At 71.7% G+C, this 12,803-nt stretch carries 16 protein-coding genes and 1 pseudogene; 5 read left to right on the forward strand and 12 right to left on the reverse strand.

Annotation, left to right across the window (positions count from 1 at the left end):
- From ABUW04_RS12210 to ABUW04_RS12225, 4 genes and pseudogenes are all read left to right on the forward strand, one after another.
- Positions 1-508, forward strand: a pseudogene (locus ABUW04_RS12210) (ATP-binding protein); the annotation flags it as partial.
- Positions 505-960 (forward strand): roadblock/LC7 domain-containing protein, encoded by a 456-nt coding sequence (locus ABUW04_RS12215; protein WP_030258230.1) that lies wholly within the window; start codon positions 505-507, stop codon positions 958-960. The pseudogene ABUW04_RS12210 and the gene ABUW04_RS12215, both read left to right, overlap by 4 nt.
- Before the next feature lie 170 nt (positions 961-1,130).
- The gene (locus tag ABUW04_RS12220) at positions 1,131-1,601 is read left to right on the forward strand and encodes a DUF742 domain-containing protein (protein ID WP_030258227.1); all 471 of its coding nucleotides are present in this window, start codon (positions 1,131-1,133) and stop codon (positions 1,599-1,601) included.
- Positions 1,602-1,653: 52 nt separating this feature from the next.
- Positions 1,654-2,181 carry a GTP-binding protein gene (locus tag ABUW04_RS12225; protein WP_232242408.1) on the forward strand — a complete coding sequence of 176 codons (528 nt, stop codon included), beginning with the start codon at positions 1,654-1,656 and terminating at the stop codon, positions 2,179-2,181.
- Positions 2,182-2,325: 144 nt separating this feature from the next.
- On the opposite strand, the gene ABUW04_RS12230 is transcribed toward ABUW04_RS12225, so the two are convergent.
- From ABUW04_RS12230 to ABUW04_RS12240, 3 genes are read right to left on the reverse strand one after another with little or no spacing between them, the layout of a single operon-like run.
- The gene (locus tag ABUW04_RS12230; RefSeq protein ID WP_030258224.1) at positions 2,326-2,997 is read right to left on the reverse strand and encodes an ABC transporter permease; all 672 of its coding nucleotides are present in this window, start codon (positions 2,995-2,997) and stop codon (positions 2,326-2,328) included.
- Positions 2,994-3,632 (reverse strand): ABC transporter permease, encoded by a 639-nt coding sequence (locus tag ABUW04_RS12235; RefSeq protein ID WP_030258222.1) that lies wholly within the window; start codon positions 3,630-3,632, stop codon positions 2,994-2,996. Before ABUW04_RS12235 ends, ABUW04_RS12230 begins: the two co-directional genes overlap by 4 nt.
- The gene (locus tag ABUW04_RS12240) at positions 3,632-4,780 is read right to left on the reverse strand and encodes an ABC transporter ATP-binding protein (protein ID WP_380564557.1); all 1,149 of its coding nucleotides are present in this window, start codon (positions 4,778-4,780) and stop codon (positions 3,632-3,634) included. Before ABUW04_RS12240 ends, ABUW04_RS12235 begins: the two co-directional genes overlap by 1 nt.
- 578 nt (positions 4,781-5,358) lie before the next feature.
- On the opposite strand from ABUW04_RS12240, the gene ABUW04_RS12245 reads away from it, so the two are divergent.
- Complete coding sequence (locus tag ABUW04_RS12245) at positions 5,359-6,978, forward strand: LCP family protein (RefSeq protein WP_232242392.1); 1,620 nt, start codon at positions 5,359-5,361, stop codon at positions 6,976-6,978.
- A gap of 87 nt (positions 6,979-7,065) precedes the next feature.
- Here the strand turns inward: ABUW04_RS12245 and ABUW04_RS12250 are convergent, their stop codons facing one another.
- The 9 genes from ABUW04_RS12250 to ABUW04_RS12290 form a co-directional block, all read right to left on the reverse strand.
- Complete coding sequence (locus ABUW04_RS12250; RefSeq protein WP_380564558.1) at positions 7,066-7,635, reverse strand: Clp protease N-terminal domain-containing protein; 570 nt, start codon at positions 7,633-7,635, stop codon at positions 7,066-7,068.
- A 2-nt stretch (positions 7,636-7,637) separates the two neighbouring features.
- A complete protein-coding gene (locus ABUW04_RS12255; protein WP_037596263.1) occupies positions 7,638-7,877 on the reverse strand; it encodes a helix-turn-helix domain-containing protein in 240 nt (79 codons plus the stop codon).
- 76 nt (positions 7,878-7,953) lie between these two features.
- The gene (locus ABUW04_RS12260; protein WP_380564559.1) at positions 7,954-8,619 is read right to left on the reverse strand and encodes a LysE family translocator; all 666 of its coding nucleotides are present in this window, start codon (positions 8,617-8,619) and stop codon (positions 7,954-7,956) included.
- Positions 8,620-8,658: 39 nt separating this feature from the next.
- Positions 8,659-9,588 (reverse strand): phosphotriesterase family protein, encoded by a 930-nt coding sequence (locus ABUW04_RS12265; protein WP_380565015.1) that lies wholly within the window; start codon positions 9,586-9,588, stop codon positions 8,659-8,661.
- A gap of 2 nt (positions 9,589-9,590) precedes the next feature.
- Positions 9,591-10,019, reverse strand: coding sequence for a carboxymuconolactone decarboxylase family protein (locus ABUW04_RS12270; RefSeq protein ID WP_084714811.1), 429 nt, complete (start codon positions 10,017-10,019; stop codon positions 9,591-9,593).
- On the reverse strand, positions 10,016-10,624 hold the full coding sequence (locus ABUW04_RS12275; protein ID WP_380564560.1) for a DUF4865 family protein: 609 nt from the start codon (positions 10,622-10,624) through the stop codon (positions 10,016-10,018). The genes ABUW04_RS12270 and ABUW04_RS12275 overlap by 4 nt, the downstream gene beginning before the upstream one ends.
- Positions 10,625-10,666: 42 nt before the next feature.
- Complete coding sequence (locus ABUW04_RS12280; protein WP_380564561.1) at positions 10,667-11,233, reverse strand: TetR/AcrR family transcriptional regulator; 567 nt, start codon at positions 11,231-11,233, stop codon at positions 10,667-10,669.
- A gap of 163 nt (positions 11,234-11,396) precedes the next feature.
- A complete protein-coding gene (locus tag ABUW04_RS12285; protein ID WP_380564562.1) occupies positions 11,397-12,164 on the reverse strand; it encodes an anti-sigma factor in 768 nt (255 codons plus the stop codon).
- Positions 12,161-12,748 carry a sigma-70 family RNA polymerase sigma factor gene (locus ABUW04_RS12290; protein WP_030258196.1) on the reverse strand — a complete coding sequence of 196 codons (588 nt, stop codon included), beginning with the start codon at positions 12,746-12,748 and terminating at the stop codon, positions 12,161-12,163. The genes ABUW04_RS12285 and ABUW04_RS12290 overlap by 4 nt, the downstream gene beginning before the upstream one ends.
- Positions 12,749-12,803: the final 55 nt, after the last annotated feature.

Raw genomic sequence — 12,803 nt, forward strand, 5'->3', positions numbered from 1 at the left:
GGTGGCTCCGGCCGCCCCGGCTCCGGTCCCGGCTGCCCCCTCGGGGTGGCCCGCGGGCGGACCCGCAGCGGTCCCGGCCGCCACGGCCGCACCGGACGGCGGGCTACCCCGCCGGACGCCGCGCCGCGCCCCGGACGAGCCGGTCCACGCGCAGGCCGGCGCCGTCGAGCCGCAGGCAGGCGAGGCGGCCCGGCCCGGGCCCGAGGGCGGCACACTGCGCCGCCGGGTCCGCGGCGCCACCCTGAACCAGGCCCGACCGGCCCAGCCGCCCGCCGCGGCCGCCTTCGCCCCGCCGCAGCTGGACGCCGAGGCCGTGCGCGACTCGCTGGAGGAGTTCGAGGCAGCCGTCGACCGCGCCGAGCGCGACGCCACGCTGACCGGACTGCGCGTCGGCGACACCCAACAAGGCAGTACCCAACCGGACGCCGCACCAACGGACTTGCTACAACAGAACGCTGCGCCAAACGTCGCCGCACCGCAGGAACTTCCGGAAGGAGTGGGACCGTGACCACGCCCACAGACGACCCCGCCGCCCTGGCTTCCGCCGCCGCCGACTTCACCTGGCTGCTGAACCGTTTCGCCACGGAGACCGCAGGCGTGGTTGACGCCATCGCGGTGTCCTCGGACGGGCTGCTGATCGCCGTGTCCAGACTCAGGGACCCGGCCGACTCGGAACGGCTCGCCGCCATCGTGTCGGGCATCACCAGCCTCGCCGCGGGCGCCTCGGGCAACTACGGTCTGGGCGCCCTCAACAAGGTGATCATCGACCTGGAGGGCGGCCACCTGCTGGTCTCCTCCATAGGCAACGGTTCGGTGCTGGGCGTGGTGGCCTCCAAGGAGGCCAAGCTCGGCAACATCGCCTACGAGATGACGCTGTTCGCCAACCGGGCCGGCGCCGCGCTGAGCCCGCAGCTGATCATCGAGCTGAAGAACGGCGTGGGTGCCTCCTCGGCCAGTTGATCGACTTTGACTGTGCTCGAACAACCTAACCAATATACTTACTGCTTACTGTGACTGACGAAGCATCAAGACGCCGGGACGAGCGAGAGAGGACCAGCATGGTGGGCAGCGCGGCAACCACCGAGGGCCCGTACGGCTCCCCGCAGGTACGCCCACTGCGCCCGTACGTGATGGCGGACGACCCGCCTCCCCCGCCCCTGCCCGCCGCTCCGGCTCCCGAGCCGGAGCCGGAGCCCGCTCCGGTCACCGCGCCCGAGAGCACCCGCAGCAGCCTCGCCGTCCGCCCGTTCCTGCTCACCACGGGTCGTGTCGCCGGGGCCGCCGAACTGCCCCTGGAAACCCAGGTCGTGGCCACGTCGGACGGGCTGGCCGCGCTTCCGGGCCTCACCTTCGAGCAGCACGCGATCGTCGCGGCCTGCCGGGTCCCGCTGTCCCTCGCCGAGCTCGCCGCCCGGCTACGGCTCCACCTCAACGTCGTCCGGGTGATCGCCGGCGACCTGCGCACCGCCCGGCACCTGGCCGTCTACGTACCCCAGGCCAGCACCGCCCAAGACGTTTCCGTACTGCGAAGGGTTATCGATGGTCTCCGCGCCGTCCCCGACTCCCGAGGACTTCCACGTGACAGCGACCGCCCTGCCTGAGTCAGACCACCTCGGCACCGCCGTCTCCAACCGCCCCCCGCTCCCCGTCAAGATGGTCATCGCGGGTGGGTTCGGCGTGGGCAAGACCACCACCGTCGCCGCGATATCCGAGATCGAGCCGCTGACCACCGAGGCCAGCATCACCGAGGTCGCGGCCGGGGTCGACGACCTGACGCACACCCCGCACAAGACCACGACCACGGTCGCCATGGACTTCGGCTGCATCACCCTGGACCCCACTCTGAAGCTCTACCTCTTCGGCACGCCCGGACAGGACCGCTTCGGCTTCATGTGGGACGACCTGGTGGAGGGCGCGCTGGGCGGTCTGGTGATCGTGGACACCCGGCGGCTGGACGACTGCTTCGCCGCCGTCGACTACTTCGAGAACAAGGGCCTGCCGTTCGCCGTGGGCGTCAACGTCTTCGACGGCAGCCTGGGCCACGACCTGGACGAGGTGCGCTGGGCCCTGGACATCGGCGAGAGCGTCCCGCTGGTCCTCTTCGACGCCCGCGAGCGCGGGTCCGTCCGCGACGCTCTTCTCGTCGTCCTGGAGCTGGCCCTGGCCCGCGCGGAACGCTAACGCTGTGGGGGTGGCTGGTCGCGCAGTTCCCCGCGCCCCTGGATAGTGCAACTGAACCACGGCGGGCATGTTGCAGCCCCCTAGGGGCGCGGGGAACTGCGCGACCAGCCAACTACGGTCCGCACCCGCAAACGGCCGAAAACCCTACCGCTGCTGCCTGCGCACCCCAGGAGACACCAGCACCCGCCCGGCCACCCAGAACACCCCCAGCGTCACCACCGCCAGCGCAGCGACCAGCACAGCCCCGCCGACCACCTTGTTGTAGTCCACCTGGTAGAGCCCGTCCACGATGTACCGCCCCAGCCCGCCGAAGGACACGTACGCCGCGATCGTCGCCGTCGACACGATCTGCACAGCGGAAGAGCGGATCCCGCTCAGGATCAGCGGCAGCGCCACCGGCAGCTCCACCTGGAACATCACCCGCAGCGGCCCCATCCCCATGCCCCGGGCCGCGTCCACCAGCGAGCGGTCCACCGAGCGGATCGCCTCGTACGTGGTGACCAGCATCGGCGGCACCGCCAGGGCCACCAGCGGGACCATCACCGGGGTCAGGCCCAGCCCCATCAGCACCGTGAGCAGCACCAGCAGACCGAAGCTGGGCAGCGCCCGGGCCGCGGTGGCGACCAGCGCCAGCGCATTCCCGCCGCGCCCGGTGTGACCGGTGACCAGCCCGAGCGGCAGGCCGATCACCCCGGCGATGCCGAGCGCCATCAGCGTGTACTGGACGTGCTCCCACAGCCGGGTCGGTATGCCGTCCGCCCCGCTCCAGTTGGCGTTGTCACTGAAGAAGACATTGGCGTAGTGGAACAGGTTCACCGCACCGCCCAGGGAGTGAGGAGCCGGCGCAGCAGCACCAGCAGGCCGTCGATGAGGATCGCCAGGACGGCGGTGGTGAGCACGGAGTTCCAGGCCAGGATCGGGCGGTGGTAGTGCAGGGCGTCCGACAGCAGGTTGCCCAGGCCGCCCTCGTTGCCGATCAGCGCGCCGACGCTGACCAGGCTGATGCTGGAGACGGTGGCGACCCGCAGCCCGGCGAAGATCGCCGGGACCGCGATCGGCAGCTCCACCTGGATGTAGCGGCGGATCGGTCCGAAGCCCATCGCGGTGGCCGCGGCGTGGGTCTCCTCGGGCACCGAGCGGACCCCGTCCACGATCGCGGGGATCAGCACGACCAGGCTGTAGATGGTCAGCGGGATCTCTACGGTGGTGGTGCTGAGGCCGGTCCAGTTGATCAGCAGCACGATGAAGGCCAGCGACGGCAGCGCGTAGAGCACGGTGGTGATGCCGAGCATGGGCGGATAGAGCCAGCGGAACCGGGCGCAGAGCTGGGCCAGCGGCAGCGCGATCAGCAGTCCGAACAGGACCGGGACCAGCGCCTCCTCCAGGTGCAGCCCGATCAGGCCCCACCAGCTGGCCTGCAGGTCGCTCGGGATGTCGAAGAAGCCGCCCATCACGCATCCACCGGAGCTGCGTCGGCGACACCGGAGGCCGACCCGGTGGCCTGCTGCTCCAGGTGCGCGGTCCTGATCGCGGCGGCGATGGTCTCCTGCGCGGCGACACCGACGGCGCGGCCGTTCTCGTCGACCGCGACCGCCCAGCCGGTCGGGGAGAGCACCGCCGAGTCCAGCGCGGCGCGGAGCGAGTCGCGTCCGGCCGTGAACGAGTGGCCGAAGGGGATCAGCGCCTCGCTGCCGGCGGCCCGCTGCTTGGCGTCGGCCCAACCGAGGGGACGGCCCTCGGTGTCGGTGACAAGAAGGTAAGGAGTCTGTGGGACTGTGCGGGCCGCCAACTGCTCGGCCGTGCTGTCGACCGCGACGATCGGCACGGTGTCCAGTTCGAGTCCCGCGGCGGTGAAGAAGGACAGCCTGCGGATGCCGCGGTCCAGGCCGAGGAAGTCCTCGACGAAGCCGTCGGCCGGCGCCGACAGCAGCTCGGCCGGCGGCGCGTACTGGGCCAGCTTCCCGCCCTCGCGGAGCACCGCGACCATGTCGCCGATCTTGATGGCCTCGTCGATGTCATGCGTGACGAAGACGATGGTCTTGCCCAACTCGCCCTGAATGCGTATCAGTTCGTCCTGCAGACCCTTGCGGACGATGGGGTCGACGGCAGAGAAGGGCTCGTCCATCAGCATCACCGGCGGATCGGCGGCGAGCGCGCGGGCCACGCCGACGCGCTGCTGCTGGCCCCCGGACAGTTGGTAGGGGTAGCGCTTGGCCAGCGAGCGGTCCAGGCCGACCCGCTCCATCAGCTCCAGCGCGCGGGTCCTGGCCTCCCGGCGGTCCCAGCCGAGCAGCCGGGGGACGGTGGCGATGTTCTCCACGATGGTGCGGTGCGGGAACAGCCCGGCGTGCTGGATGACGTAACCCATGGTGCGGCGCAGCGAGTTGACCGGCTGTTCGCGGATGTCGGCGCCGTCGAGGGTGATCCGTCCCTCGGTCGGTTCGATCATGCGGTTGATCATGCGCAGCGTGGTGGTCTTGCCACAGCCGGACGGTCCGACCAGAACGGTGATGGAACCGTCCGGTATCTCCAGGGTGAGTCGGTCCACGGCCGTAGTGCCGTCCGGGTAACGCTTCGTCACAGCGTCGATCAGTATCAAAGCGGTACATAACCCTTCGGGGCACGCAATAAACAGCGGGGTTCCATTTTCCTGGCCCGAACACATGCCCGTCAACGTTCAAAATCAGGGGCCCCGACGGTGCGTGGACGTCTCTTACGCCCCTCCACTCCCAACGGCCGGGTGCGGATGGCAGAGTGGATCCCCACGTGATCCCGCTCACCCCACGGTGCTCCCCCGCGATCGTCCGATCACCGGACGTGACGGCGGCCGTCACTCACAGCCGCTCGTTACCCCGCAGAAACGATTCGCAGGGTTGTCCTTATGTCGTACTCACAAACACTTGCTAAATTGCCCAGCCGTGGAACCGGAACCCAGGAGCGGACAGTCCTACCTCCTGTGCCCCCATGCCCCCGATACAGAGCACGCGCGTTCGACGAGTAGCAAAAGTTTCGACCGGTAGCCTTCGGGCTCACCTGACCAAGGATGTGACCATGAGCGACGCCAGTACCGGTGGCCGGGCCGCTGCCCGCCGTGGTGGCGGAAGTCCATCCCAGGGCAGAGGTGCGGCACCCGGAGGTCCCGGCGCAGCTGGTCCGCCCCCCGGCGGTCGCGCGGCGATGCGCAAGGCGGCGAAGAAGGGCCAGAAGAAGAGTCCGATCAAGATCATAGCCATCAGCACGGCCGGCGTCATGGTCGTCGCTGCGGCGGGCGGCGTCTACGCGTACGAGAAGCTCAACGGCAACATCAAGAGCGACGCTCTCTTCGCCGGAACCTCGGGCAACGCGGGCACCGAGAAGGTCGACGCCTTCGGCCGCAGCCCCATCAACATGCTGGTGATCGGCTCCGACATCCGCGCCAACGCCGCCGACTGCAAGCTCGGCGGCGACTGCGCCGGCGGTAGCAGCGGCGGCGACGGCAACGCCGACGTCGAGATGGTGGTCCACATCTCCGCGGACCGCAGCAACGCGACGGTGATGAGCGTCCCGCGCGACCTGATGACCAACCTGCCCGCCTGCAAGGACGACAAGACCGGCGCCAGCACCAGCGGCGGCTACGGAATGATCAACAGCGCCCTGCAGTACGGGCCCGGCTGCAGCGTCGCCGCCATCCACCAGCTGACCGGCATCCCCATAGACCACTTCGCCATGGTCGACTTCAGCGGCGTGGTCGCCATGTCGGACGCGGTGGGCGGCGTGAAGGTCTGCGTCAGCAACAACGTCTACGACCCGCAGTCGCACCTCAAGCTGGCGAAGGGCACCCACACCCTCAAGGGCGTGGCCGCGCTGGAGTTCGTCCGCACCCGGCACGGCTTCGGGAACGGCGGCGACATCGGCCGGACCGCGGCGCAGCACATCTTCCTGACCGCGATGATCAACCAGATGAAGAGCGCCGGCACCCTCACCAGCCCGACCAAGCTGTGGAACCTGGCCAACGCCGCCACCAAGGCGCTCACCGTGGACACCTCGCTGGACAGCATCCCCAAGCTGACCGGCCTGGCCGAGGACCTCAACAAGGTCCCCACCGACCGCATCACCTTCACCACCATGCAGACCGGGGCCGACCCGACCAACATCAACCGCCTGGTGATCGCCCCCGGCGCACAGACCCTGTTCTCCACCATCGCCAACGACCAGTCGCTGACCACCGCCAGCGGCGCCAAGTCCAGCGCCGCCGCAGCCACCGCCAAGGCCGCGCCCTCGACGGCCGCCGCGAGCGCCTCCAAGGCGCCCGCCGCCACCAAGTCGGCGCTGGCTCCCTCGGAGATCGCCGTCCATGTGGCGAACGGCACCACCACCCTCACCGGTCGCGCCTCCGAACTGCAGAAGGTGCTGATCGCGGACGGCTACGCGTCCAACACCGACATCGAGTCGCCGCCGTCCACCAACATCAAGACCACCACGCTCACCTACGGCCCCGGCCGCGCGGCCGACGCCCAGGAGGTCGCCAGCAGCCTCGGCCTGCCGAGCAGCGCGCTCAAGCAGGGCACCGCCAGCGGCATACACCTGCTCATCGGCACCGACTGGCCGACCGGCAACACCTACCCCGGCGGCAAGGCCTCCGCCCCGCCGGCCAACACCAAGGTCGCGCTGAGCAACGCCAACGTGCAGACCGGCAACCAGACCGGCTCCTGCGCCCAGGTGGGCACCCAGGACACGGTCAGCCTCCCCGGCTACGGCGGGATGACCCCGATACGGGCCTACGCCCTCAGCCCCAACGTCAAGGACTCCGCGCCGTGACCCGAGCGCCGTGACCCGGCGTGACCGTGCGACGAGGGAGGGCCGACCCGTTTCGGGTCGGCCCTCCTTGCTGCGCTGCGCGGCCGGTCAGGCCGCGTCCGCGCCGAGGCTCCGCTCGGTCTCCCGCTCGACCTCGGCCAGGTCCAGGCCGTGGTCCCTGAGCACGCCCACCGCCAACCCGCCGCCCTCGCGCACCATTCCGAGCAGCAGATGGCCGGTGCCGATGCTGCTGTCCCCCCGGCCCTGCGCGGCCCGCACCGCCAGCTCCAGGACCTTCCTGGCCCGAGTGGTGAAGGTGCCCCGGCCCTGGGTCCTGGTCCGCCCCCGGCCCGCGGCCCCGCCCGGGTTGGCGAGGGCACCGACCCCGAAGGCGGCCTCGACCCGGGCGGTGACCATGTCCAGGTCGATCCCGATCGTCTCCAGTGCCGCACCGTCGATCGTCGCGCCGGACTCCCCCAGCAGCCGCTGCACCGCCGCCCTGGCCGTCTCCAGGTCGAGGCCGTGCCGCACCAGCAGGGCGGCCGCCGGTTCCGCCGGCTGCCGGAGCAGGGCGAGCAGCAGGTGCTCGGTGCCCACGTGGCCGTGGTGCAGCCCGCGCATCTCCAACTGCGTCTCGGTGACCACCCGGCGCGCGGGCGCGGTGAATCGTTCGAGCATGGCTACTCGTCACCTCTTCCAAAGAATCCCGGCCCGCGCCGGGCGTGCTTCTTGTGCACGGCCTGCCTGCTGACGCCGAGACAGGAGGCGATGTCCTGCCACGACCAACCCTGCGCCCGGGCATTGCCGACCTGCAGGTCCTCGAGCCGCTCGGCGAGGTCGCGCAGAGCGCGGACCGCTCTGAGCCCCACCGCGGGGTCGCGGCTGCCCGCGTCGTCCGCGAGCTGTCTGGTCTCACTCATGCTGTCAATGTACGTTGACACTCGCCGGGCGTCAACCATCATTGACACGCCCGGCTGCCCGGCTGCTCCAGTCGTCTCAGTCGCCCAGCGCCAGCCGAAGCCCGAACCCGACCACGACGACCCCGGTGACCCGGTCCAGCACCCGCCGCGCGACCGGCCGCCGCAGCCAGTTCCGCAGCACCCCGGCGAAGGCCACCAGCACCACCGACCAGGTCAGCCCCTCCGCCACGTGCACGCAGGTCAGCAGCGCGCCCATGGCCAGATGCGGCGCCCCGGCCGGGATGAACTGCGGCAGCACCGCCACGTAGAACACGCCCACCTTGGGGTTGAGCAGATTCGTCAGCGCCCCGCGCCGCAGCCCCACCAGTACCCGGCCCCCGGCACCCGCCGCGTCGCCCGCCGCCACCGCCTCGTCCGCGTCCAGGTCCGCCGCCGCCTCGCCGCTCCGTCGCCGCAGCGTCCCCCACAGCATCCGGCTGCCCATCCACAGCAGGTAGCCGGCGCCCGCCACCCGCAGCGCCTCGTACGCCGTGTGCGACGCCGTCAGCAGCGCGCTCACCCCGAGCGAACTCAACATCCCCCAGGCCAGCGTCCCGGCCTGGATCCCCAGCACAACCCCCCACGCCTCAGGCCGGCTCCGCAGCGCGGCGGTTCGCAGTATCAGTGCCGTATCGAGCCCGGGCGTCAGCGTCAGCAGGCCGACGACCAGGGCGAACGACCAGATTGCCGTCATGGTGTCCATGCCCGCTCACCCTACGTGCCGGCATCGGTGCCCTGTCCCTCAGGCCCAGGCGAACGCCCGCGCCGGGTTCACGGTGTAGAGCCGGTCCGCGGTCTCCTCGCCCAGCTCGCGACGCAGCCGGGGACGGAGGGTATGCAGCAGGTAGGGGATGCCGGGGCCCCCGCCGGTGGCGGCGCGGGCGCCCGCGGTGGTGGTGTCGCCGCCGATCAGGAGCTGATCCGCGTGGCCCGCGTCGACCAGCGCGGCCAGAGCGTCCAGCAGCCTCCAGTCCGTGGCGTGGTTGGCCTCTGACGGACCGTCGAAGCAGAGGTAGGCTCCGCGCTCCGCCGCTTCCCGGTGCAGCCGCAGGTCGGGGAGGCGGTTGAGGTGGCCGAGGACGACCCGTTCCGCCGGTACCGCCAGGTCGTCGCAGAGCAGGGCCAGGACCTCGGCGGCGGCCGAGCCGTGCTCCAGGTGCACCCCGATCGGCGCGCCCGTGGCGTGGTGCGCCTCCGCCGCTGCGGCCATGACCGTGCGGGCATGCGGGTCCAGCCGGTGGAAGCCGCCGGCCACCTTGATCAGGCCGGCCCGGGCCGGCAGCACCTCGTCGCCGTCCGACGCCCGGAGCCCCTCGGTCAGTTCGGCGGTGAACAGCGCGGCCGGGGTGAGCCCGGTGGAAGCCGGATCCGCGAGGTCGAACCCCGGGCCGTAGTGCCGGGCCTGGTGCAGCCCGGTTGCCGCGACGATGTTCACCCCGGTCGCCCGGGAGACCTCCGCTAGCAGCTCCGCCCTGCGGCCCAGGCCGTGGGGCGTCCACTGGACGACGGTGCCGCCGCCCTGCGCGTGGAACGCCAGGGCCTCGGCCTGTGCCGCCTCCATATCGTCCAGTTCCTGACCGGGCAGCAGGGCGCTGGCCAGGAAGAGGTGGTCGTGGGCGTCGACGATGCCCAACTCCGCCGGCGGGACGTCCCCGAGGACCGTGCGGACCATGGTCACGGCGTCGTCCGGGGCTCGTCCAGCACCGCTGTGGCCACCCGGAGACCGGCCAGCGCCTTCGGCACACCCACATAGGGGGCCAGGTGCACCAGCACTTCGACGACCTCCTCCGGGCTCATCCCGACCCGCAGGCTCGCCCTTACGTGCTGGGCGAGTTGGGGCTCGACACCACCCATCGCGGTGAGTGCGGCGAGGTTGGCGATCTGCCGGTCGCGCAGCGCCAGCCCCTCGCGCTGGTAGGTGCCGCCGAAGAGCGCGGTGACGATCCAGTCGGGGAAGCCCGGGGCATGGACGTCCAGGGCGGCGAGGGTGCCGAGTTGGGCCTCGGCGTCCTGGAGCTCCCCGAGCAGCCGGTAGCCGGCCTCGCGGTCCAGGGGTGCCTCGGTGAGCGGGTTCATCGGGCTCAGGGGGTTCGGCGGGTTCATCGGGTCGCTCCTGCTGTCCGATCGGCGAGGGTCAGCTCGGCCAGCCCCGGAGCCGAGAGGTGCAGTACCTGGTAGCGGTCGCCCGGCAGGTCGGTGGGCGCGGTGCCCGCCCACAGGCTGAAGTGGACCAGCTCCCAGTGGTGCGGGTCGAGCGCGACGGCGGCGCTGTGCAGCCCGGGGGTGCCCGCGAGCGCGGACAGTTCGGCCTCCGCCCGGGCCATCGACTCGGCCGGGTCGGCGCCGTCCGGCACCGTGCCGGTGCGGCGGACCGCCGTGCGCGGCGGACCTCCGGCCGGCTCCGGTCCGGCCGTGGCCGCGGCCCCGATCCAGTGGCGGACGGTCGGGCGGCCGAAATCCGCGACGATCCCGCCGAAGCCGGAACCGCCCCAGAGGAAGCGGCCGAGGCCGGCCGTGCCGTTCCAGAGGTAGAACGGGGCGTACTCGTTGACGGGGGAACCCTCGCGGCCGCGCTCGCGGATCAGGTAGGCCTTGAGGCCGAGGTCGGGGAAGTCGTCCAGCAGCGAGCCCTTGGCCGCGACCCTGCGGCGGATGACGTCCATGTCGTAGTCGGCGGGGAGGGTGATCGTGTACTGCATGGCGTGCACGGTTTGGGCCCTTCCAGGCGGGTGCTCGGTCGGCCGGTGGCGTCAGCGCAGTTCGCGGGCGGCGAGCAGGGCGATCGCACCCTCGGTCGCCCGCCGGAACGGCTCGACCGAGTCCGCCGCCCGGGCCAGCACATAGCCGCCCTGGAGTACCGCGACCACGGTGGCGGCGGTGTCGGCGGGATCGAGTTCGGAGTCCAGCTGCCCCAGCGCCTGGCCCTCGGTGAGGACGGCGGTGAGCCGCCGGGTCAGGTGCTCGAAGGTGTCGGCGACGGGCTGACGGAGCGTCGGATCGGCGACCACCTCGGGGTCCTGGGTGAGCCGGCCGATCGGGCAGCCGCGCAGCACGTCCCGTTCGCGGCGCAGGTAGGCGGCGACCCGCTCAACCGCCGTGCCGGCGCCGGAGAACTGCTCCTCGGCCAGCGCCTGCCGCTCGTCGGCGCTGCGGCGGATCGCGGCCAGCGCGAGGTCGGGCTTGCCCTTGAAGTGGTGGTACATGCTGCCCTGGCCGGCCGCGGCGCGCTGCTGGATCGCCTTGGGGCTGGTCCCGACGTAGCCGCGCTCCCAGAGGAGCTCCTGGGTGCTCTCGATCAGACGTTCAGGAGTGCTCATGGCACCCACCGTACATACTAGTAGGTACAGTCCGCAAGACCGCTCCCACCTGCACGGACATGCGTGTGGGCGGTCAGGTCCGAGGACCCGACCGCCCACACTCCCCCCAGCCGACGTCGGACAGGCACCGTCGCGGCGATCCCAGCGCCGCGACGGCGCACCGTCACGTCGTCGGCAGTCCCACCAGCACCACCGGCGTGGTCGTGGGCTGCGGCGACCCGCCCGCGGGCTCCACAGTCACCCCGACCCCGGCGGCACCGCTCGGAGTTCCGGTCAGCATCGTTGCGCCGTCCACGGCCCGCTCGGGCAGCAGCCCGGCCGGGACCATGTGGCCGCCCTTGCTGTACCAGAGCTCATAGACCTTGCCGGACGGCAGTTCGGCCAGCCCCTGGAAGACGAAGGCGGTCTGCTGCAACAGCTGCGAGCTGACGACCGTACTGCTGCCGCCGCCCTTCACCGCCGCGCCGTGGAAGCTGGCGTCCGGCGCCGAGAACAGCGCGCTCAGCGTGGCCGCCTGCGACTGGGCCTGCGCGGTGGCCTGCCGCTGCCGCTGCTCCTGCTGATGCGCGTCGATCGCGAACCCGCCCGCGACCAGCGCCAGCACCAGGCAGGCGGCCAGGGCGAGTTGCGGCAGCCGACGCTGGATCAACCGCCGGCGCAGCGGCCAGAAGGACCGCCCACCCGCGTTCTTGACCAGCGGCGGCAGCTGCCTCACCTCGGGCAGCGCCGCCATGACCCCGGCCCGGAACTCGGCCGAGGGCGTCACAGCCGCGGCGAGCGCCAACCGCGCCGCCGTCTCCTGGAGCTCCCGCACCTCCTGGTCACAGGCCTCGCAGGCGGACAGGTGGCGGGCGAACTCCTCGGACTCCCGGTCGGAGAGCGCGTGGAGAGCGAAGGCGCCGGTGAGCGTGTGCAGATCGGCACTGGTCACGAGGTCACCCCCAGGCAGTCGCGGAGCCGGATGAGTCCGTCCCGGAGTCGGGTCTTGATGGTCCCCAGTGCGATACCGAGCAGGTCGGCGGTCTCCTGGTAGGTACAGCCACGGTAGTAGGCGAGCATCACGGACTCCCGTTGCAACTCCGTGAGCGACCCGAGGCAGCGCCGTACCTGCTCACGTTCCAGCCGGCGTTCGACCTGCTCGCTGACCTCGTCGAAGGCCGGCGAGTGGTCCCGGGCGGCCGCGCGCTGCTCCCGGTCGCTCGACGCCTGGGCCGAGCGCACCCGGTCCACCGCGCGGCGGTGCGCCATGGTCATGATCCAGGCCATCGCGCTGCCCCGGTCGGGATCGAAGCGGGCGGCGCACCGCCACACCTCGATCAACACCTCCTGCGCCACCTCCTCGGACTGCGCAGGATCCCGGAGCAGTCGGCGCACCAGGCCGAGCACGGGCCCGGCGACAGCCGAGTAGACGGTCTCGAAGGCCTGTTGGTCGCCCCTGGAGACACGGTCGAGCAGCGTCTCCAGGGAACCTGGGCCGGGAGCCGCGGGCTCGTCGCCGCGGGCTGCCACGTGCATCGGTACCTCCGGTGGGATCAGCGGTCGCCCTTGGTTCGTCGCCACCGCAGGGACG

The sequence above is a fragment of the Streptacidiphilus jeojiensis genome (genome assembly GCF_042510965.1).
Lineage (GTDB): Bacteria > Actinomycetota > Actinomycetes > Streptomycetales > Streptomycetaceae > Streptacidiphilus > Streptacidiphilus jeojiensis.